The sequence below is a fragment of the Flavobacterium lipolyticum genome (genome assembly GCF_020905335.1).
GTDB classification, from domain to species: domain Bacteria; phylum Bacteroidota; class Bacteroidia; order Flavobacteriales; family Flavobacteriaceae; genus Flavobacterium; species Flavobacterium lipolyticum.
This window is the reverse complement of sequence record NZ_JAJJMN010000001.1, coordinates 474,413-494,776: the sequence shown is the minus strand read 5'-3', so window position 1 is coordinate 494,776 and position 20,364 is coordinate 474,413. Positions and strand designations below refer to the sequence as shown.

General features: G+C 34.3%; 20 protein-coding genes. 3 read left to right on the top strand and 17 right to left on the bottom strand.

Annotation, left to right across the window (positions count from 1 at the left end):
- Positions 1–71: 71 nt before the first annotated feature.
- The gene (locus LNQ34_RS02045; RefSeq protein WP_346432357.1) at positions 72–1,682 is read right to left on the bottom strand and encodes a tetratricopeptide repeat-containing sensor histidine kinase; all 1,611 of its coding nucleotides are present in this window, start codon (positions 1,680–1,682) and stop codon (positions 72–74) included.
- Between the two features lie 166 nt (positions 1,683–1,848).
- Complete coding sequence (locus LNQ34_RS02040; RefSeq protein ID WP_229998518.1) at positions 1,849–2,031, bottom strand: hypothetical protein; 183 nt, start codon at positions 2,029–2,031, stop codon at positions 1,849–1,851.
- Positions 2,032–2,362: 331 nt separating this feature from the next.
- Here LNQ34_RS02040 and LNQ34_RS02035 point away from each other — a divergent pair, with 331 nt between their 5' ends.
- Entirely contained in the window at positions 2,363–2,980 is a 618-nt protein-coding gene (locus tag LNQ34_RS02035; RefSeq protein WP_202702590.1) for a hypothetical protein, read from the top strand.
- A 313-nt stretch (positions 2,981–3,293) separates the two neighbouring features.
- Here LNQ34_RS02035 and LNQ34_RS02030 read toward each other — a convergent pair whose 3' ends face one another.
- The 13 genes from LNQ34_RS02030 to LNQ34_RS01975 all read right to left on the bottom strand — a co-directional run bounded on the left by LNQ34_RS02030 (position 3,294) and on the right by LNQ34_RS01975 (position 13,705).
- Entirely contained in the window at positions 3,294–4,646 is a 1,353-nt protein-coding gene (locus tag LNQ34_RS02030; RefSeq protein ID WP_202702589.1) for a GH1 family beta-glucosidase, read from the bottom strand.
- A 215-nt stretch (positions 4,647–4,861) separates the two neighbouring features.
- The gene (locus LNQ34_RS02025) at positions 4,862–5,071 is read right to left on the bottom strand and encodes a hypothetical protein (RefSeq protein WP_229998516.1); all 210 of its coding nucleotides are present in this window, start codon (positions 5,069–5,071) and stop codon (positions 4,862–4,864) included.
- Positions 5,072–5,082: 11 nt separating this feature from the next.
- Positions 5,083–6,138 carry a type I restriction endonuclease gene (locus tag LNQ34_RS02020; RefSeq protein WP_229998515.1) on the bottom strand — a complete coding sequence of 352 codons (1,056 nt, stop codon included), beginning with the start codon at positions 6,136–6,138 and terminating at the stop codon, positions 5,083–5,085.
- Positions 6,139–6,302: 164 nt separating this feature from the next.
- Positions 6,303–7,202, bottom strand: coding sequence for a hypothetical protein (locus LNQ34_RS02015; protein WP_229998514.1), 900 nt, complete (start codon positions 7,200–7,202; stop codon positions 6,303–6,305).
- A gap of 5 nt (positions 7,203–7,207) precedes the next feature.
- Positions 7,208–8,476 (bottom strand): ABC transporter permease, encoded by a 1,269-nt coding sequence (locus LNQ34_RS02010; protein ID WP_202702585.1) that lies wholly within the window; start codon positions 8,474–8,476, stop codon positions 7,208–7,210.
- A gap of 3 nt (positions 8,477–8,479) precedes the next feature.
- On the bottom strand, positions 8,480–8,875 hold the full coding sequence (locus LNQ34_RS02005) for a hypothetical protein (RefSeq protein ID WP_229998513.1): 396 nt from the start codon (positions 8,873–8,875) through the stop codon (positions 8,480–8,482).
- 22 nt (positions 8,876–8,897) lie between these two features.
- Complete coding sequence (locus tag LNQ34_RS02000) at positions 8,898–9,197, bottom strand: excalibur calcium-binding domain-containing protein (RefSeq protein ID WP_229998512.1); 300 nt, start codon at positions 9,195–9,197, stop codon at positions 8,898–8,900.
- A gap of 2 nt (positions 9,198–9,199) precedes the next feature.
- A complete protein-coding gene (locus LNQ34_RS23610) occupies positions 9,200–9,430 on the bottom strand; it encodes a DUF4236 domain-containing protein (protein WP_370528118.1) in 231 nt (76 codons plus the stop codon).
- Positions 9,431–9,438: 8 nt separating this feature from the next.
- The gene (locus LNQ34_RS01995) at positions 9,439–9,645 is read right to left on the bottom strand and encodes a hypothetical protein (RefSeq protein WP_229998511.1); all 207 of its coding nucleotides are present in this window, start codon (positions 9,643–9,645) and stop codon (positions 9,439–9,441) included.
- A 210-nt stretch (positions 9,646–9,855) separates the two neighbouring features.
- Positions 9,856–10,509, bottom strand: a complete 654-nt coding sequence (locus LNQ34_RS01990; RefSeq protein ID WP_229998510.1) for a hypothetical protein — start codon at positions 10,507–10,509, stop codon at positions 9,856–9,858.
- A gap of 580 nt (positions 10,510–11,089) precedes the next feature.
- Positions 11,090–11,758: a response regulator gene (locus LNQ34_RS01985; RefSeq protein ID WP_202702581.1), complete on the bottom strand. Its 669-nt coding sequence runs from the start codon at positions 11,756–11,758 to the stop codon at positions 11,090–11,092.
- A 7-nt stretch (positions 11,759–11,765) separates the two neighbouring features.
- Entirely contained in the window at positions 11,766–13,469 is a 1,704-nt protein-coding gene (locus tag LNQ34_RS01980; protein ID WP_229998509.1) for a tetratricopeptide repeat-containing sensor histidine kinase, read from the bottom strand.
- 59 nt (positions 13,470–13,528) lie between these two features.
- On the bottom strand, positions 13,529–13,705 hold the full coding sequence (locus LNQ34_RS01975; protein ID WP_229998508.1) for a hypothetical protein: 177 nt from the start codon (positions 13,703–13,705) through the stop codon (positions 13,529–13,531).
- A 342-nt stretch (positions 13,706–14,047) separates the two neighbouring features.
- On the opposite strand from LNQ34_RS01975, the gene LNQ34_RS01970 reads away from it, so the two are divergent.
- Complete coding sequence (locus tag LNQ34_RS01970; RefSeq protein ID WP_229998507.1) at positions 14,048–15,040, top strand: hypothetical protein; 993 nt, start codon at positions 14,048–14,050, stop codon at positions 15,038–15,040.
- A gap of 131 nt (positions 15,041–15,171) precedes the next feature.
- Here the strand turns inward: LNQ34_RS01970 and LNQ34_RS01965 are convergent, their stop codons facing one another.
- The gene (locus tag LNQ34_RS01965) at positions 15,172–17,520 is read right to left on the bottom strand and encodes a mechanosensitive ion channel family protein (protein ID WP_229998506.1); all 2,349 of its coding nucleotides are present in this window, start codon (positions 17,518–17,520) and stop codon (positions 15,172–15,174) included.
- A gap of 389 nt (positions 17,521–17,909) precedes the next feature.
- On the opposite strand from LNQ34_RS01965, the gene LNQ34_RS01960 reads away from it, so the two are divergent.
- Entirely contained in the window at positions 17,910–19,511 is a 1,602-nt protein-coding gene (locus LNQ34_RS01960) for a Na+/H+ antiporter (protein ID WP_229998505.1), read from the top strand.
- 3 nt (positions 19,512–19,514) lie between these two features.
- On the opposite strand, the gene LNQ34_RS01955 is transcribed toward LNQ34_RS01960, so the two are convergent.
- Positions 19,515–20,363: a thiopeptide-type bacteriocin biosynthesis protein gene (locus LNQ34_RS01955; RefSeq protein WP_202702575.1), complete on the bottom strand. Its 849-nt coding sequence runs from the start codon at positions 20,361–20,363 to the stop codon at positions 19,515–19,517.
- Between the last annotated feature and the right edge of the window lies 1 nt (position 20,364).

The following is a 20,364-nucleotide window of genomic DNA, read 5'->3' as shown; positions in this document are numbered from 1 at the left end:
TTTTGAGAGTAATCTTGAAAGGCTTTTTTTGTATAGGCAAGTTATTAGATAGTCAAATTATAATATTGAATTTATTTGGGTATAGATAGCTTTGCTTTAAATCCTTTATCGGGTGCTGTATCAAAAGTAATAGTTCCTTTAACGGCCTGGATGCGTTGTTCCATGTTTTGCAGACCATTTTTTGCAATAGAGGCCTTTTCAAAACCTTTACCGTTGTCGGTATAGTTTATAGCGATTGATTTCTCGTTATTTTCAAATTTTATTCCAACAATACTGGCATTACTGTGTTTCCTCATATTCACCATTAATTCCTGTAAAATTCGGCTAATGGTGATCTTTTTAGTATCGTTAATCGTTTCCCAGTTGATGCTTTCTAAATTGGTGACAATAATGTTTCTTTCGTTAGTTTTGTAAGTCGAAAGCATTTCTTTAATGCTGTAAGTGAAATCTGCACCGGTCTCAATCTTGTTATTTTCTCTGGAGATTCCTCTTACACGTCCGTAAATATCATCTAGTTTTTGGAGTAGGTTTTCTCGGGTGTTTTCTTTAGATAAAGGCTGTGACTCTGCAAAAGCAATTACGTTATAGACATCGTTTGCCAATTCATCGTGGATTTTTTTCGCGATTCGGGCTTCCGTCATGTACGAGGTTTTAAATTCAATCGCCTTGTTTTTATTTTTGTAGTAACGTACTACAATTACAATTAGAATGGCTAAAAAAACAAAAGCAATAGCAAATACAATTCGCAGATATTTAGCTTTTTGGAGAGACAATTGATTTTGGGCTTTTTCTAAACGAAGTTTGGCATTTTCATCTTTCTCTACTTTAGCATCATATTTAATTTTAGCAAACTTATTTTTAAAGTTGTTGCGAACCTTAATGATACTGTCGTTTAGTTTGAAATATCTTTGTACATATTGATTGGTCTTGGGGCTGTGATCATTTGAGATTAAAATTTGGAATGCTTCTAATCTTTCGTCTACACTGTTTAGTTTTGTAGCTGCCTTATAAGCGTTAAGAGCATTTTCATCTGATTTTTGAAGGTCTTTTTTAGCATAGTAATCGGCAAGATGCAGATAACTTTCAATACTGCCGTAGGTATCTTTAGCTTCATTTCTGATCCTGAGTGCTTCATTCATTAGTTGAAATCCTTTTTCATCCGCTCCATTCTTAAAATAGGCATAACCCAGGTTATCTATATTTGATGAATTTTTAATTGGACTTTTAGTACTTAATGACTTTTTTCTTAAAATTGATTCTAAAAGAATAATTGCTTTATCGTATTTTTTTTGTTGAATATAAATTGGTGCAATATTGCTCAAGGGGCCTAGTTTTTCAATAGGATCTGAATAATCTTTTGCAGCTTCTTTGTAATAATGAATGGCATCATTATAAAGAGAAAGTTCTTTGTCGGCAATTCCTAATCGATTATTTATTTCAGCAGTATAAACACTATTCTTTTTTACGTAGGATAATGCTTCAGTAACGGTTTCCTTACTACCGTAGTAATCTCCATTGACTTGCTGAATTGTCGCCATCATAATAAGTATATAACCGATATTGGCACTATCTTTTTTTCCACTTTCTTTTAAAGTTTCATAAAGTTGTTTTGATTTATAGAATTGATCAAAAGCGATATTAAAGTTCTGTTTATCGTCGTTTTCAATGGCTTTGTTTCGCAAACTTAATGCCTTCTTACGGATAGCTTCTGTGTTAGTTTTTAAGCTCTCTTTTTCTTTGCAGGAAAACAGAGAAAGAAGGATAATAAAATAAAAAAACGGGGACCGTAACATACAAATTTACTTTCCCCGAAAATAGTAATTAATTTAGATATTAAAAATTATAAATTTATTCGGCAGGAGGCGGTGGTTTCCCAGCACCACTATCACCAGGACCATCAGCAAAAGTTGGTTTTGCCGGAATGATTGCTTTTTCTTTTTCCTGTTTGGTTGGAGTTTCGTATTCATCTGGTGTACAGGAGAACATAGTGAATAGTATCGTGAAAGCGATAAAAATTATTAGCTTTTTCATTTTATTTAGATTTAGAAATTAGACATGGGTATTGCTGACCGGAAATAGTCCGGAGGTTGGTTAGGGCAATACCAATTTGGTTTTTGGGAAGTACAATGTGTAGAACTGTAAGACGTTTTTTATACTTCCCGAATAAAATCGGTCTTACGGTTTTTTTTACACTGTTAATTTGAACTAGTTTTATATTTTTGTTTTAATCTGCAGATAAAACTTGAACTAATTTCTATGGCAAAGAAAAGACACTTTAAAGCCTTTAATGGTAAGGGATTCCCAGAATTCCCTCGTTTTCCTGAGATTCCCAACAATTCCCGAAAATTCCCAAAAAAATACCATGCATAGCCAGACATTAGAAGAATATAAAAAAGCGATTAAGAGCAAATACGAGATCGAAAAAGAAGGTGAATACTTTGATTATTTGTACAACCCTTCGCGCGCAAAGCTCCGTGACTTATGTTGGCTTATTTTTGAAAATAACCCGACTCAGGACGACTTAAATGTTTTCAGAAATTTATTGTGTTTGGATTTTGATCATACACGAAAAAATAAGTTTAATGAACAAAAAGACAAGTTCAGACCGATCGAAACTTTCTTTAAAGGAGAGACTGATCCATCAAATATTGATGCCATAAATCTGGCAGCAATTATGGTAGACTTTCAACCTCGTCCTTTTAAAAAGTACAATGAAAAGTGCCGAATTAATGAGGTCAAACACATGATAAGTGTGGTCGAAATTAATGCAGCTGCTGAGGTCGAGATCATAGAAGAAGGCAACCTCATAGAAAGTTATCCCGAAAAAGGAAATCGTTTCTATAATTTTAAGTATGTACTCTCAAAAAAAATAGTTAAGAAGATCTATCCCAGAAAAATAATTACAGCTACAGTTGGGGCGGTCGCTTTTGTGTCTTCTGCACGTTTATACTTTGTGCGGAAAAAAGATCAAACGGAATAGTTTTGAAATGAAGGTGAGAAGCATTTTGAAAAATAAAATGCAGGAAGAAGTAAAATGAATCATTTTTTGAAACAAAATTTAGGCGTGTAAAGAGCATTTTTTTTGGCATATATTGGCTGTTATTTATACTATAAAGATAAGAAAAAAACACCAGTAAACCTAATGAAATCAAGGGTTTTTGGTGTTTTTTTTGCTTTTTAACAGAGAAATTTTATAAGATTTCGTTGTCGTATTTTTTACTTTTTGAGCCAATAAAATTTGTTCTAATTTCGTCAATGAAAGTGTAGGGAAATTACTTTATACAGCGTTTATCTTAAGACAAGAAATCTTTGAACCACAATCCGGAATGCTTGATGGTTCTTTGTTGGGTATCGAAATCTACATGTATCAATCCAAAACGGGCGTTGTAACCTTCGGCCCATTCAAAATTGTCAGTAAGTGTCCAAACAAAATAACCATCAACATTTAGACCCTCTTTTTTAGCTTTCAGAATTTGCTCCAAATGGTCCTGAATGTAGTGCGTACGTTTAATATCATATACCTTTCCATTTTTTAAAGTATCCGGAAAAGCGGCGCCATTTTCGGTAATAATAATCTTTTTGATGCCATTGTAGGCATTAAATTTTTTAAGGACCTCGTAAAGAGCAGGAGGGTAAACTTCCCATCCCATATCGGTTGAAATGACCTTTCTTTTTTCGGCACTGATTAATTCGGCACCGATATACGGAATAAGTAAAGACGATTTTACAACTTCACGGGTGTAACATTGCAGACCAATAAAATCAAAATCAAAAGACAAATTATTGAGATCATCTTCTACAATATAAGCATTGAGTTTCTTTAATACCGGTAAATCACCTTGGGGATAACCCAATCCTAAAATGGGTTCGATAAAAGTTCTGTTTAATAAAGTGTCTACTCGTTTTGCTGCTTCAATGTCTTTAGAAGACTGAGTTGCGGGTTCAATATGCGTACAGGAAAAAGTTGTTCCAATGTGAGCGTCCGGGATACGATTTCGTATTATTTTGGCACCTGCTGCTGTAGCTAAAGTGACATGGTGCATGGCTTTCAGGTAATTGGTAATGCCTTTTTTTCCCGGAGCATGAATACCCAAAAAATACCCCGCACCTGTAAAAACGGAGGGTTCATTGATTACCATCCAGTTTTTAACGCGATCACCAAAATTTTGCACACAGATTTCAACGTAGGCCGAAAACCAGTTAACCGATTCGCGATTGGTCCAGCCCCCTTTTTGCTCTAAATCATGAGGCAAGTCCCAGTGGTATAGTGTAATCCAGGGTTCAATTCCGGCTAATAGCAGAGCGTCAATGATTTTGTTGTAATAGGCTATTCCGGCCTGATTAATTGGAGGAACCCCGGTAGGCATGATTCGGGGCCAGCTGATCGAAAATCGAAAGTTCGGAATATTCAGCTCGCGAATTAAATCGATATCGTTTTGGTACGAATTATAAAAATCGCAAGCAGTTGAAGCATGATGTCCGTTCTTTATTTTTCCTTTCTGAGAGGTAAAAACATCCCAGATAGAAGGACCTTTTCCGTCGGTATCGTGTGCGCCTTCAATTTGGAAAGCGGCGGTTGAAACACCCCACAAGAAATCATCTCCAAATTGGTTTTTGTGCAAAAATGAGGTCTCAACTTTATTCATTCAATGGTACTTTCCTTTTTAAAATTGTAATTTATTAATGCAGGAAAGAAGATTGCATCGCTCTTAAAAAAAGCCATTCTTTGAATGAAACCAGAAAATTTAGATTAAAGAATTTCATAACGTTTAGTTTTATTCAAATTAATAAAACTAATGTGAATTAAATGTAAAGTCATTATTATCAAATGTTTAAGATAATTTTTGTTGCTCTGTAAAGGTCAATCTTCCCAGCCGCAAAGGGTGAGTCCAAGACCTTGTGCACGTTTAATAGACACTTTGGAAATTTCATTACGACAGGAAGTCAGACCGCGACAGTTTTCGTTGTAATGGTATTTTTTAGCACCTGTCGCTCCACAGATGTATACTTTGGTTTCAAGTGGATGAAAAGAAGTTAATAGTACAAGAAAGAACAGTAAAGTGTATTTCATAATAATAGTTTTTATTCGGTTTCATAAAGTCCAACAGTATCGAGTAATTCCTTCCCGAACTGGTAAATATCGTCGATTGATGCAATCGCGGTTTTTGTTTCATTTTTGTTATCATTAAAAAGACTGATGTATTTTTTTCCTCCGTTAAGATGAAGACGGCAGAGCGGTTTACGATTGTTATCGTCTAATAAAATTCCGAAATACGACTGGGTGTCACGATATACGATTCGGCTTGTCGGAAGTTTTTGTCTTAATATGGCAACTATAATGCGATATCCTTCTAATTCTTCCTCACTGGTGTAGATTTTACTTTCTTCTTCAAGGGGAGTAGCCTGTTCTTCCTGTTGCTTGATTGTTTCTTTGGTCAGCGCAGCATTTAAGCGATCGTTAATTCTCTCGTTAATATATTGACTGATGGATTTCTGAACCAAATCTTTAAACTCATCCATTACTTTTTCGGTTAATCTTCCGGTATAGACTTTACTGGCGAAAAGTTTGGTAAAATCGTTAGAAGGGTTTTCAAGTTCTGCATTAATTTGCTTTTTGATTTCCTTGATGTATTTTAACGAACTTGCATTGCTAATGATATTATCAATATTAAAACTGCTTTTGTGAAACTTTGAAATTTCGCTGATCGTGTTTTCTTTGAGGTTGGTAATGTCAAATTCCAGAAATGGTTTTTCATCCATTTTGTTCTGATCGTCCAAATCAGTAAAAAACTGATAATTGATACCATTAGTCAAGAGAGCGAACCGGGTTTTGGTGACATGAAAGTAGCGGAACAATTGTGAGTTGTGTACCGTTAAGTTTTCTTTCCAGCTTTTACATTCCACAATTATAATAGGCTCACCATTTTGAAAGATGGCATAATCTACTTTCTCTCCCTTTTTTAAGCCCAGGTCGGCGGTAAATTCCGGAACAACTTCCAGGGGATTAAATGCATCATATCCCAATGCATGAATGAAAGGCAGGACAAAAGCATGTTTGGTAGATTCCTCAGTTTCAATTTTGCTTTTAAGCTGTGTGATTTTGTCTGCTAATGATTTGAGTTGAAGGTTAATTTCCATGGGTTCTATAGTTTAAGTTAGAGATTCAAAAGTAGAACCATTCAGATTCTGTATTTTACGGAAAACCATAATGTGAGGTGAAATTTCGGTAGGATGTTACCGTTTTTATAAATAGAAAAAAGAGGACGATAAAATTCCTCTTTCAATGTTTTAGTTTTGTTGATTTACGATTTGTTCAGAATAAAGTTTTTAATGATCTGATCCATGTTGGAAGGCAAATCAGCATTCTTGATTTCAAAACGGTTTACTTTCATTTCAGTGAACCATTTTGTCCAGTAGGCTTTAAGCACTTTTTCTTCGTATGGATTATTTTTGCCCGGATTAATTCCTAGAACCAGTATTTCGAGATTGGGTAAACTTTCTCCTATTTTAATAAAACCATAATCTTGTTCGTGTAATTTTTTATTCCAGTCTTTGGTGTTTAGTTTGTTTTTTCGGACGAATTCAGGTGTAATATAAGTGGTTCTGTTTCCTTCGGCTATTACAGTGTTTTCATGATACATATAGCCATCGGTCAATACAATTAATATGTTTCTATATTCGTTTTTGATACATTGATCTTTTACTTTGGTATCAAAAAAGTTCCAAATATCAGAACCAATAAAATGATTGTCTTTTATGGCGGAATTATAGATTTTAGATGTTTGTGCTGTATAATTTGTATTGATGGAATTCAATAAGTTTTTAGAAGCATTATTTTTATCCATAACAATTCTCAAATTTTTAGCAGTTGTATTGATTTCAGGATCCAGAGGTTCAGGATTGAAAAACAGTTGCATTTTATCGTCAATCTGCCTTATTCTTTTAGATTTTAAATGTTGTGTAAAAGCTTCAGATACAGATTTTATATACCCCAGATCTCTTTGAAAATATTCCATTGTTGGATTTGGATTTTTCTCCAGACTGATTCTGTCTGATAAATCAAGAAGGATACTGATATTATAGTTTTCTGATACGGTATTTTTGGATGAGGTATCCTTTTCGCCTTTATCAGATTCCTGTTTGCAGGAGATAATCGAAATAAGCAATAAAGAAATTGCCATTAAGTTGAGACTACTTTTCATCGTTATTAGTTTTTAGAATAGACTAATTGTTGAAAATCAGGATCAACCAGGTTTAATCTGTTTAAGTGTTCTTCAGAGGAAAGTTCGCAGTTCTGTAATAATTCGCTTTTTTCGTTGTAGGGAAGTGCTATTTCAGTACTAATAGCCTGAAACCATCCTTCTTTGTATTGATGATGATAATGAAGATATTCTTTTACAGGAAACACAAAACCATCTATTTTAGATTGTAATTCTGAAATTTTTCCGTTGATGGTAACATTCTGTTGTTTGAAATCATTGATTTTGTTGAGGTATTCTGCTTTTAGTTTGTCTAAATCGAGAAGGTTCTCCTTTTTACCTCTGATGAAAGCTCTGATTTTGTCAATGTTTTCAAATTCTTTCATGACAAAATCAAAAACAAGTCCCCAGATGATATAGACTACAAATCCGGCAAAGATGATCATCCAAAATTCAGCTTCACCTAATGCAATGTTCAGGTTGTAAGGAGCGGAATCTGTAGTTTTATTAAATTCATATATTTTTTTCTCAATCTGATAGGCCAGTAAGGCATCAAATAAAAAGGTGGTGACAAATAAAGCAATCATTCTTAAAATGTTCTTTATACCTTTTCCTTTTTGTACCATATGAATTACATATCCTAATCCCATAAAAACAAAGGGAATGGTAATGACCAAAACACCTTCGAGCCAGCTTGCTTCAAAAGAATTGGTTAAAGCGTTTGCATCAAAAATAGCCGCCGTGAGACTATCATTGGCAAACTCTTTGAAAAAAGCAGAGTAGGATGCCGAAATATAAAACACCAGTACATAAAGTGTAATTGGAAGTAATAGAAACAAACCAATATAGAATTGGGCTTTAAGGCCTTTTCCATCTTCAATTCCGTATTTATCAGGATTGCGTTTTACTTCGATTATTTCCTCTTTTATCTGATCGATTTCGTCATTGATATCCTGCTCTTTTTTTTCATAAATACCAATGGCCGCTTCTGACTTTTTGAGTTCGGTTCGGTTTTTTTCCTGTTCTTCTTTGTAAGGCTGCTTTAATCGGTCTTGCTCCAGCTTTTGTTTTCGGCACTGGTCTTCAAAACTCATATACAAATTTTGTAAACAGGCTTTTAGAACAATTGGTTTCCCCGTCGCTTTTATAGAGGCCGCAAACCCACTTTGATAGTAGGTTATTCTAATTTGCTCGCGATCATTTTCATTTTCCTCAAGAGTATTTGCCTGAGTATCGTCTGCTTTTTTTAAACTAAATAGTTGTGTAAGTGATTTCATTAGTTATGAATTTAGCTGATTAATAATTTCTTGTTTTCCGATGTTTTTTTGAACACAATCAATGAGATAATCGGAGAGTTCATTAATGTTTTCGTCCCGAAAATTAAATTTCCTACAGTATTTTTTGAGCATATTAAGTTCGTCTTCTGTGATTTTTCCATCAGCCCAAATGATTCTTGTAAAATCATACAGATACTCTATTCTGGTGCTTACTTCTTCAGGAACAATTAATTCTGTACTTATTGGATTTAGAAAAAGTTTGTCCAATTCCTCTCTGGGAATTCCTCGTTCGTCTGCAAAGTGATATAACATTTGCAGTTCTAATACGTCAAACTGATCGTCGGATAATGCCATTTGATACAATCTCAAAAAGTGGCTTTTTAGTTCTAGTGTTATCATTGTTTTTAAATATTTATTTAGATTATTTTTCGCAAGCGATTCCATCTCCGTCAGAATCCAGGTTTTTGTAACAGTTTTTATTGCTGTTGTACGTTGATTGCGCCAGTGCCTGAGTGGTAAAATCACCACAAGTTTTGGTTGGACAGTTTGAGTTTGAATCCGATGATTCTGAACAAGAAACAGCCAATCCGAATGTCATTGTGATAAGTAATAGTAACATACAGCCGCTATTCTTTTTTGAATAAGATCTTGATCTTGTATTGGTAAAATGCGCTTGGACATATGTCCCGTCTTTTTTAAAGTAACCTTTTCTGTATCCCATAATTATAAATGTTTTATTGTAAAAATTAAAAATGATATAATTCCCGTAAATGCAATTAGTGTAATGCATCCGCTATTTTGATATCGTAGTCCTGATATTCCGGTCTTCACAGAATAACCACTTTTGCTGAATGTTCCCATTTTTGTTCTTAAACTGGGAGAAATTCCGGATCTGCTTAAGTTTAAGCCAAAACCTCCTCCTAGTTTTATTCTTTTTTGAAATCGAAAGCCCATGATGAAAATTATCTTTTGTGACATTCACGACAGCAATAGGCACAACCGTCAGAGTTGGGATAAATTTTTTTGGATTGGCTAACGGCATCTTTGCAGTTTGAAAAAATGCCTAGGAATGTTTTGCTTGCAATTGATTTAAAATAAGGACATTCATCAGTATGAACTTCGTGATCTCCGCTCTTTTGTTCTGTGTCATTTACGTAATAAGTTTTCATTGTTTTTGAGTTTAAATGGATTTATAATTCAAACTTAAATCTATTTGAAACCAGTATTTTACGGAAATCCATAATCCATTAAATTTATATTCAGGCCATAAAAAAAAGCCCCTGAAGGAGCTTTTGAAAATGTGTCTGAAAGTTTAAAATATAGAAGGACTTCAGTCTCTAACAAAATTAGATTTATCCTTTTTTTTAGCGTAGAGTGATTTAGTTGAAACTCATTAATTCTGAATCGTCAGGAGAATCAATTTCATAGTATGTATAATCATTATCATATTTATACCATTTGTAATTAACTCTTGAAAAACGAAACATTTTTAATGCTTCCTGTAATGTCTCTTGTGTTTTCATTTTATTACCATTATTTGCAAAATATCCTCCTGTAAATTGAATTGTTTTATTTTTGTTTCCTAATACTTGTGTTTCAATGTTTTGTTCCCATAACTTTTGATAGACAGCTTTTGCGTAGGCTTTTCTTAAAACAGGAAATTCTTTTACCTGAATGTTTTTTACTTTTCTTTCTAATTCTTCACCCAAAGCATTAATCTCGCTATTTTCTGAAATTAATGCTTCGTTAATGGTTTTTGCCCATGCCGCGAATAATACTAATTCCATTTGTGTAGCCTCTATTGTATTTCTATAAGTTGAGAAATTGACACCATCTTCTATTGAAACTAATTCACGTTTTAATTGAGCAATTTGATTAGGAACATCATTGACTGTTTCTTCCCGTGCTGTTGTAGAAGAAAATGATTCAGTTGAGGTTTCAGGTTCTACTTGGCTATCTTCACTTCCAAATGCAATGAATATAAATCCTGCAAGAGCAATTGCAGAAAATAAATGTTGTACTTTTCTTTTCATTAGTGTGTTAAATTTATGGTTATTGATTTTTTATAAATTATAAATGGAAAAATGGTTCCTAAGAGATACATAAGTAAATCTGAAGAATCAAAAGTGCCGGGAGTAAATTTTAGAAGCTGTCCCAATTCAGAAAAAATTGAGATTATAGGAATTATAAAAATCCAAAATAGATTTTCATATTTGATTTCGTTTTTCCATAAAAATAAAACAAGAGTAATATATGAAAACATCCATAAACCGTCAGGTAATGAATAAAGAATTACATTCGGTAGACCGTTAGAATAATTAGTGCTAAAACTTCTTAGATTATTTATGAAACTTAAGATTCTTAATTTATCAAACCACGTGAACATTTTTAAGGTTGAAGTTCTGAATAAGATGTATATTGAACTTCCGCACATTAGCGTGAGAATATGCCCTATATATAATTGTTTAAATTTCATCGGTTATTTCTTTTGTTCAAAAGTAAAGCCAATACAACCCAGTGTTTTACGGAAATCCATAATCCATTAAATTTATATTCAGGCCATAAAAAAAGCCCCTGAAGGAGCTTTGATAGTATAGTGAGTAGAAGAAACTTTTAGATAATTCCCATGTCTTTGGTAATGGTAACCAAATGAATCGTATTGTTTGCCTTAAAAAAGTCTTTAAGTTTTGACAATCTTTTTTCTACGGCACTTTTACTATTGGGTTTAATATCGGTGCTTTTAAAAATTTCTATGATTTCATCCTGTGAAGTTCCGGCTGATAAGTATTTCAGAATTTTAATATCGACATCATCAATTTCGAAGTTGCTTTTTTCCTGAAGTGCAGAAGCGACTTCGGGTGAAATAAACTTTTGATCTGTGGTCGAGATGATGTGAATCGCTTTTTTTAGTTCTTCGATGCTATTCAGACCTTTTGCTACAAAAGCATCTATTTTTGCATTCTCAAAAAGGGATTTAATGCGGTAGCTTTTATCTTCGACCGAATACGCAATGATCTTAATGTTGGGCTGTAATTCTCGTACTTTTTGAACCAGTTCATCTCCGTTAGCAATTTTTACTTCGCGATGATCTGTCTTGAAGGAAAGATCACTAATAAGCAAATCATAAGGCTCATCATCCTGAATGGCTTTGCGCATTTTTAGAAAGGCTTCATCACAATATTTTGATTGTTGAAAATGGTTGATATTTAAATCCTTCAGGACTTGTTCAATTCCTAAATTCATAGTATCAAGATCTTCGGCAACTAGTACTTTTTTAAACATAAGTTATTTATTTAGGCAGTGTTATTTTTACTTTAAAACCTTTGTGGGGTTCAGTGTCAAAAGTAATAGTTCCTTTTGTGGCCAGAATACGGTTTTCCATATTTTGAAGGCCATTTTTGATTATTTTATCTTTTTCACAACCTTTACCATTGTCAGAGTATTCAATAAGTATTTTGTTGGCAGTATTTTCAAATTTCAAAACGACTACTAATGCCTCGCTGTGCTTTTTCATATTGACCATTAATTCTTGTAGAACCCTATGTACAGCAACTTTTTTGATATCATCAACTAAATCCCAGTTTACTTTTTCAATATTATTAATAATGACATTGGTACTGGGGCTGTTATATGTCGAAAGCATTTCTTTTAAGTTAACCGCATAATTGGCTTTTGTATCAATTTCATTATTTTCCCTCGAAATTCCACGAACTCTATTGTAGATCTGATCCAGTTTATGAACTAAATTTTCTTTTACATTGGTACTTTCCAGGGACTGTGTTTGCGTAAAGGTGATGGTATTAAAAACATCATTTGCCAATTCGTCATGAATGTCTTTGGCAATCCGGGTTTCGGTATCGTATGCCGCTGTTAATTTTTCGATTCGGTTTCGGTTTTGATAAAATTTTCTCAAATACAATAATAAAAGACACAAAGCAGCGATTCCAATTATAAAAAACGCCCTTTGGTACTTGGCTTCCTGAATTGAAAGTAAGTTCTCGGCTCTTTCTAAACGAAGTTTCTGATTTTCATCTTTCTCTTTTTTAGAATCGTACTTAATTTTGGCAAACTTATTTTTAAAATTGTTTCGGATCTTAATAATACTGTCGTTCAGGAAAATGAACTTTTGGGCATACTGTACGTTTTTAATTCCGGAATCATTAGACATTAACAAGGACAAAGCCTTTAAGCGTTCATCAACACTATTGAAATGTGTTGCAAGCTGATAGGCTGCCTGAGCATATTGGTTAGATTTTTGGGAATTTGATTTGGAATAAAATTCGGCTAAATGTAGATTACTTTCGATACTTCCGTAAAAATCTTCGCTCTGAGTTCTCATCTTATGCCCTTCGTTCATCAGGGAGTATCCCTTTTCCGTCTCACCCATTTTAAAATAGGCATAACCCAGATTGTCTAAAACCCTTGCTTTTTTAGGAGGTTCCTTATCTAAGAGTTTTTTATCCAATATGGTGTTTAAGATATTGATTGCTTCAGTATATTTTTTCTGCTGAATGTAAACAACGGCAATATTATTTAAAGGAGATTGTCTGGAAGCGTCATCGGTACAATCTTTTAAAGCTTCTTTATAGAAGAAAATAGCGTCATTATAGATAGAGAGTTCTTTGTCAGCAATGCCAAATAAATTATTGATGGCAGCACTATACACATCTTTCTTTTTGAGATAAGGCAGTGCTTCGGTTAAGGTTTCTTTGCTGCCGTAATAATCTCCGTTGATCTGCTGTATATTGGCCATCTGAATAAGACTGTACACAATATTGGCACTGTCTTTTAAGGTTTCGCAGGCTATTTTTGCTTTATTATATTGGTAGAATGCAGTATTAAATTTTTTATTTTGAAAATTCTCCATCCCTTTACTGAGATAACCTCTGGCTTCTTTTGCAATTGAAGTTGTATCAACAGCATCGATGTTTTTTTTTCTGCAGGAAAGAAGCAGCAGAAAAAATAAAAAATAAAAAAAAGGGGATCGTACCATAAAAGTTACTTTCCCCTAAAAATAGTAATTAATTGCAAATGAAATATTCTAATTCACCATTATTTTATTGGCGGCGGCGGTGGCGGAACCGTTATAGGTTGATCTCCGGGACCGTCAGCATATACAGGTACTGCAGGTTTATCATTAGTTTTTGCTGTATCGTATTCGTCAGCGGTACAAGAATATAAAGAGGCACTAAGAAGCACAATTGCTCCCATCAAATATAAATTTTTCATGGTTTTTGGATTTAAAAATTATATGCGGCATACCCGTTCAGAACCTTTCTGAATCTTGTTATGGCAATGCCAATTTTGCTGGGAAGTGAAGTGCGTAGGCCGTAAAATTTTCATTTATACTTCCCGGGATAAACTCCGTTTTACGGTTTTCCGCACTTTTTTAACTGAACTAGTTTTGTACATTTGTTCTAATCGCGAAATCGAACAGGAACTAATTTCTGAGGCAAAGTAACGACGCTTGTAAGCCTGTATTGATACGGAATTCCGGGAACTCTTAATAAGTTTTTTCAAATCCTAAAAAATCCTAAAAAGTCATAGAAAATTCCAAAAAAACAAAAGCCTATGCCAAACAATACACCAAATGATTATAAAGAAGCAATTAGAATTAAATTTGAAAGAGAGAAAGATGATGGGATTTACTCCGATTATTTGAGTAACCCTTCACAAGCTAGTTTGAGAGATTTATGTTGGAGGATTTTTAAATCTGATATTATCAACTCAGATGATTTAGCGATATATTATAATTTTTTCAAATTTAACTTTGACCCAAATAATGAGAATACTTCCACTAGTTATACTGATAAGTTTAAAAAGGTTGGAGATTTTTTAAAAAGAGAAAAAGAACCAGCAAAAATAGATACTGTAAATCTAGCAGGGATCTTGGTAGGGTTCGAATTAAGACCTTATCAAAAATTTAATAGAAGTTTAAGGAATGAGGGTAAAGAACCTGTTAATGATTCTAATAATGGAGAGCCATCAAGTGATGTAGAAGAAATAATGAGAGGTTGTAATCTGCCTCAGTCAGATCCTGATGAAAAAGGAGAAAAGAATGAAAGTGGTGTAGATAAAAACACTGAATTGGTATTAGTACAAAAGAAATCAGAGGGAGCAATAGCAATCTATTTGTTTAAGAGTTTTATAGAAAAGATTTGTTATAAGTTTTCCAAAAGAGTCTTGAGGACGATTTCTATTACTGTCATTATTTTTTTGTGCGGATTTTTGATCAGTCATTATGCTTTTCCTGATAAAGAATGTATGCAGTGGTCAGGGGATCATTATGAAATGGTAGATTGTGATCTAAAAATACAAGGCCTGGTTAAGTCTGCAAATATTGAAATATTAGACCCAACGCTTGTCCATCTTAAAAAGATTAAGGTTTGTGATACGACCACTTATTTTGATAAAAATGGAGTAGCGATTATATGGTATGCTAAGACGGCAAATGGAGTTGATTTTTTTGATGCGCACGGCAGACATCCGGAGAATAATAGTCCGTTGAGACCGGTAACACGTTATATTTTGAATAAGTATGTAAGAAGTGAAACCGGAAAGTAATTTTAAAGCCGGATCTAAAATAGTTCAGACTGATTTTTTATTTTTTTAAGGAGAAAAGCAAAAACGGAAATAACTTTAAAAAGTCATTTCCGTTTTTTTTATGCATTTGAATTTGAAAAGTTGGAGTATATTTAGGTAGACAATGTTAACCCTTTTTCTTTAAAATTACTGAAAAGAACCTGTCTTGCATTGCTGATCGTTTCTTCTGTACGGTAAATGCTGCACCAGAATTTTATCTGCAATTTGAATTTTCCATCTGAGATAGAACTGTAATAAATCTGAGGAACTTTTGTAGTATTGACCAATGCCATGCTTTCAAGAGACTCCAGAATAATAGCATTGATTGCTTCGGGAAGAACATCACCGGTAACTTCGGCTGTAATTTCAACGAGTTTAAAATTATCAGTATACGTCCAGTTGGTAATATTTTGTGACAATAAGTTACCATTTGGGATAATGATTTCGGCACCGTTTGAGGAATTGATTTTAGTGGTACGCAATCCCATGGATTTTACCCGGCCGGATTCGGAACTAATGTCGATGACGTCTCCAATCTGGATTGGTTTGTCAAAAATTAAAATAATACCCGAAACAAAGTTGTTAACCACATTCTGAAGTCCAAGACCCACACCGACACCCAAGGCTCCCAGTAAGATGCTTAGTTTGTCCAGTGGCATTCCTGAAGCAGCTACAGCTAAAAGATAACCACTTATTAAAACGACAAGTCTTGTGATGAGTAATTTAGAATGCTGTCTTTTATTGATGGTTTCTTCGTTTTCATCGTCAACTTCTCCAAAGAAATAAGCCACATAGTTTTGTAGTAAATGAGCAACCCAAATAATGATAAAGAACAACACTATATTCCCGAGAGTAAAAGTGATACTTCCAATCGTATTTGGATGACTTAGTAGTGAACCCAAACCGGTACGCAAAGATTCCCAAATGTTTAAATTGGCTGCGATGACCACAATCCACATATAACTGATTACAATAATGAATGGTCTTTTTAGCGTATCGGACAGACTTTCATGATCAAAAATCTTTTCGATACCGCGTTTAATTCGGGTGGTATAAATTTGCAAAAGAATGATTTCTAATACGATTTTTAAGAGTACGCTGAGTGCTACAATTTGCGTGAGTGATATAAAGGCGGTTAGGCTTAACATATTCGCAAGAGAGACTCTTCCCAAAAGATTATCGATAAGGGATAAAACATTTAAACCGATAAAAATGATGGTGGCCCATTTAAAAAAACCTTTGATGTAAAGCTGTTCTTTTAACGTTTTAATTTGTACTAAACCGTATCGTATTCCTAAAATATTAATCACAATAAAGGCGCTGCGCTGTAGAAAGCCAACCGGGATAAACAAATCCAGAAAGCATAACATAAAAAATAAGACTAACAGAAACAACCAGTTTCGCATCGCGACACCCGACCATTTGTTTTTGAAAAGCACGGTTAAAAGCCCCAGAAGAACCAATTGAATTGACTCAATAAACAGGGCAGGAGCGTATAGATTGCTTACCACGGCAATGTTAAGACCAATGACAGCGACCGGAACCACCACTCCTCGATTTAAGTATTTAAAATTAAACTGAGTCAGATTTTCAGCATGTGCATTATTGTTGAGGTATTTTAAATTACGGGAAATGTACCAGCCCAGTAATCCCATCAGTAAAACCAGTGTAATTAAACCGCCGGCTCTGTAGCTTAAATAATACTCTGCGACGTTTTCTTCAATTATTATTTTGGCTTTGATGTTTTTGCCTACGATCTTTTTTGCTACAGAATCGTTTGTACTCCATAAAACTGGGTACTCTTTTTTAAGCATACGGATTCCGGATTTTTCCAGTTTGTTTTCTACAGTAATTAGGGCATTTGATACGGCAATTTTTCGTTCAACGGTTAATCGTTTATTATGGTTTAAAATCCCCTGATTTTTGGTCATCAGACTGTCGGTACTCAGGTATCTTCTTTTCAGATTTGCAAATTCACTTTTAAATTGCTTGCGTCGAATGGTATCTTTCAAAAGTCCCATCAAAGTTTTATCCTTGCGCAAATCAATTACCCTGTTTTTGATTTTTTCAAGTGCCAGATTGCGCGAGTTTATGGCTGTATTTTGTTCGTTGAGTTCCTGCTCAATTTCTTTGAGTACGATACGATACATTTGTTGGTTGCGTACGTTTGGATTTGCACCTTTTAAGCTGGCCAGGATTAGATCAAGTTTACTTTGTGTTCCTTTGATTTCACTAAACAAACGATGGCTGTTTCCATCAAATTCAGTATCGTTATGGGCAGATTCCAAAACCTCTCCGGCTTTTTCGATTGCTATTAGATAGTCACTGTCCGTAGTCGTTTCTTCAAATAGTTTTGATTTCGTTTCTGCTTTTGGAGGAGTAGTTTGAGAATAGGCAATCGGTGTATTAATAAAGACAGCCAGTAAGGCGATTACACTGATGAAATTTCTTTTCAGGATCATAATTTGGGATATGAATTAAGGTTCAAATGTAATTTTTTTTAAAGTATTTATAATGTCGGATGCAATAAAATTTGGTTAAAGGAGATCTAACAGTTTTACATAAAGTTTTATGGTGTTTATTTATGAAACACATAGAAACATAGATTAAGAATGCTTAAAAAGTCGTTTACTTAACATAAATTCTCATAGGCAGGTTATATCAGGGATTTTTAGTTTCGTTATAGAGTATAAACTATGTGTGAAAATCATGATTTTTTTGAATAGTCTTCACGAATAATAATTAAATCTCTGTTTCTATGTGTTTCATAAAATGTATGCTGAATAATTTCCAAAGATCTAAAAATAGTATATTCGTAGTAGTATAACCGAAATACCAAAACAATTCGAAAATGGAAAATATTACTGTAATCATCATGTTGCTATTTGGAGTCGCTTTTTTGAGTCTCGTTAGTAAAAAGTACAACTTTCCAATTCCGATTGTACTGGTGCTTTGTGGTGTGGTGATTAGTATTATACCCGGGCTTCCGGTAATTGCTTTGAGCCCTGAGGTGGTTTTTATTATCTTCTTGCCACCGCTTTTATACCACGCCGCCTGGTACACAAGCTGGTCCGATTTTAAACAAACAATTCGTCCCATCACTCTGGCAGCTGTTGGTTTAGTACTTTTTACTACAGTAGCGGTAGCCTTTGCAGCTCATATGCTCATTGATGATATTTCCTGGCCTTTAGCCTTTCTTTTGGGGGCGATAGTTTCACCGCCGGATGCCGTTTCTGCGACTTCCATTACTAAAGGATTGGGTTTACATCCCAGGTTGATTGCAATTCTAGAAGGGGAAAGTCTGGTGAATGATGCCAGCGGTTTGGTAGCGTACAAATACGCATTAACCGCCATTACAGCCGGTAATTTTGTGCTATGGCAGGCTGGATTAAACTTTGTTGTGATGTCGGTAGCGGGAATCGCAATCGGTTTGGCTGTGGGGTATATCATGTGTTATATTCACAAAAGATTTGTCTGTGATGAGGTGATCGAAGCTACTTTGACTTTGCTAACGCCTTTTGCCTCTTATTTAATAGCAGAGCATTTTGAATGTTCGGGAGTTTTGGCCGTAGTCGCTACCGGACTTTATTTGTCAGCCCGATCCGGAACTATTTTTACGCATGAAAGCCGAATTATGGCCGGAACGATTTGGAGTGTTTTGACCAATATTTTAAATGGTTTGATCTTTATCCTAATCGGACTTCAGCTGAGACAAATTATTACCGGAATTGGAGATTACTCCGGTTGGTCCTTGTTTGTTTGGGGGGCTTCGATAAGTGTAGTGGTGATTTTGGTTCGGTTTTTATGGGTGGTTCCGGCAACTTTGCTTCCGAGAATGCTCAGTAAAAGAATCCGTCTGAAAGAAGAATTTGATTATCGCAACATGATTATTTTCGGCTGGTCCGGAATGCGAGGGGTAGTATCCATGGCGGCCGCGCTGGCTTTACCGTTAATGATGAATAAAACAACCGAATTCCCCTTGCGAAACCTCATCATTTATTTGGTATTTTGTGTGATACTTTCCACTTTGGTCATTCAGGGACTTACTTTACCGTGGCTGATTAAAAAGTTAAAAGTGCAGCCCTATTCGATTCTTGCCGAAGAATATGAAATCCGAAATACCATCGTTTCGCAAACCATAACGCATATCGAGGATAATTTTTCGTTACTCAACGATGATTTATTGCACAACATAAAAAGTAAATATGAAGTCAAATTCAATCGTCTTCAAAAAACGGAGCTCCCAGCCAATTTCTTCGGAAAAGGAAAAGTTTTGGGAGGGGAGATTTTCAATGATTTTACTAAACTGCAGATCGATCTTTTAAACATAGAACGTGATAAACTCGAATTGATGCACAAAACAGGCTCTGTTCACGAAGAGATTTTCAGGAAAATTGAAAAGGAACTGGATTTGGAAGAGACCCGTTTGTGGATGGAGATGTATGAAGAGTGATTTTTACTTTTTGTAACATAAAGTTTTATAATAGCGATACAAATGGTCGTAGACAACAAGCTCATAGGTTCTTTGTTTAGAAGTATATTGCCTGTTAATCATCATATGAATATGGCTCGATAAAAAATCATCTATGGGAATTTGAATTTTATCGATTATTTCAAAAACCTTTTTCTCGATAAGATTTGATTTTCTATTGACAATAGAAAAGATTTCAGGAAAATTATCCTGATTTTCAGCTTCCAGAAAAAGTTTGATTTGCGGATACAGTGATCGGTAATGGATATCCATTTCCTTTTTCTGAATTTTACCTATTTCAAATTCTTCTTTAAAAGCAATTTGAAGTTTATCCATTAAAGTTAATTTTTCCGAATTTGACAGCCTGAACGAATTAAGGAAAGAATCAACCATCAAAAGGCTAAAACAAATAGACGTTTCTTTTGCCAGGAAAGAAGTTTTCAGACTCAGATAGCTTAAAATCATTTTACTGTCTTTCCAGAATAGAAATTCAGAATCATAGATGGTCTTTTTACCATACCGTTCAATTTCTCTTTGATAGGTATCGGTTTGGATTTTCCAAATTATATTTTCATCCAGAAGTTCTTTAAAAATAGGATAAAATGAATTGATGAGTGCGGTCATATTTTCAGCGTCGTCTATTAAAAAACGAATTCGCAGATGTTCCTCAGGATCCCGATATCGAATAAAAAACCACTTTTGGATTTTTTTCTTTTTTTCTAAGTAGGTTATAACAGGGGCTAATTTTTCAATTAAAATATAATCAGCTGTTTTTACACCGGTATAAATTTTATAATACAACCACTGACTGCCTAAACAAGAATTTCTCTGCATT

Bases quoted from the DNA above. Each gene is read 5' to 3' on its own strand.
- LNQ34_RS02040 (WP_229998518.1), bottom strand. From the start codon at position 2,031: ATGAAAAAGCTAATAATTTTTATCGCTTTCACGATACTATTCACTATG.
- LNQ34_RS02035 (WP_202702590.1), top strand. From the start codon at position 2,363: ATGCATAGCCAGACATTAGAAGAATATAAAAAAGCGATTAAGAGCAAA.
- LNQ34_RS02030 (WP_202702589.1), bottom strand. From the start codon at position 4,646: ATGAATAAAGTTGAGACCTCATTTTTGCACAAAAACCAATTTGGAGAT.
- LNQ34_RS02025 (WP_229998516.1), bottom strand. From the start codon at position 5,071: ATGAAATACACTTTACTGTTCTTTCTTGTACTATTAACTTCTTTTCAT.
- LNQ34_RS02020 (WP_229998515.1), bottom strand. From the start codon at position 6,138: ATGGAAATTAACCTTCAACTCAAATCATTAGCAGACAAAATCACACAG.
- LNQ34_RS02015 (WP_229998514.1), bottom strand. From the start codon at position 7,202: ATGAAAAGTAGTCTCAACTTAATGGCAATTTCTTTATTGCTTATTTCG.
- LNQ34_RS02010 (WP_202702585.1), bottom strand. From the start codon at position 8,476: ATGAAATCACTTACACAACTATTTAGTTTAAAAAAAGCAGACGATACT.
- LNQ34_RS02005 (WP_229998513.1), bottom strand. From the start codon at position 8,875: ATGATAACACTAGAACTAAAAAGCCACTTTTTGAGATTGTATCAAATG.
- LNQ34_RS02000 (WP_229998512.1), bottom strand. From the start codon at position 9,197: ATGGGATACAGAAAAGGTTACTTTAAAAAAGACGGGACATATGTCCAA.
- LNQ34_RS23610 (WP_370528118.1), bottom strand. From the start codon at position 9,430: ATGGGCTTTCGATTTCAAAAAAGAATAAAACTAGGAGGAGGTTTTGGC.
- LNQ34_RS01995 (WP_229998511.1), bottom strand. From the start codon at position 9,645: ATGAAAACTTATTACGTAAATGACACAGAACAAAAGAGCGGAGATCAC.
- LNQ34_RS01990 (WP_229998510.1), bottom strand. From the start codon at position 10,509: ATGAAAAGAAAAGTACAACATTTATTTTCTGCAATTGCTCTTGCAGGA.
- LNQ34_RS01985 (WP_202702581.1), bottom strand. From the start codon at position 11,758: ATGTTTAAAAAAGTACTAGTTGCCGAAGATCTTGATACTATGAATTTA.
- LNQ34_RS01980 (WP_229998509.1), bottom strand. From the start codon at position 13,469: ATGGTACGATCCCCTTTTTTTTATTTTTTATTTTTTCTGCTGCTTCTT.
- LNQ34_RS01975 (WP_229998508.1), bottom strand. From the start codon at position 13,705: ATGAAAAATTTATATTTGATGGGAGCAATTGTGCTTCTTAGTGCCTCT.
- LNQ34_RS01970 (WP_229998507.1), top strand. From the start codon at position 14,048: ATGCCAAACAATACACCAAATGATTATAAAGAAGCAATTAGAATTAAA.
- LNQ34_RS01965 (WP_229998506.1), bottom strand. From the start codon at position 17,520: ATGATCCTGAAAAGAAATTTCATCAGTGTAATCGCCTTACTGGCTGTC.
- LNQ34_RS01960 (WP_229998505.1), top strand. From the start codon at position 17,910: ATGGAAAATATTACTGTAATCATCATGTTGCTATTTGGAGTCGCTTTT.
- LNQ34_RS01955 (WP_202702575.1), bottom strand. From the start codon at position 20,363: ATGCAGAGAAATTCTTGTTTAGGCAGTCAGTGGTTGTATTATAAAATT.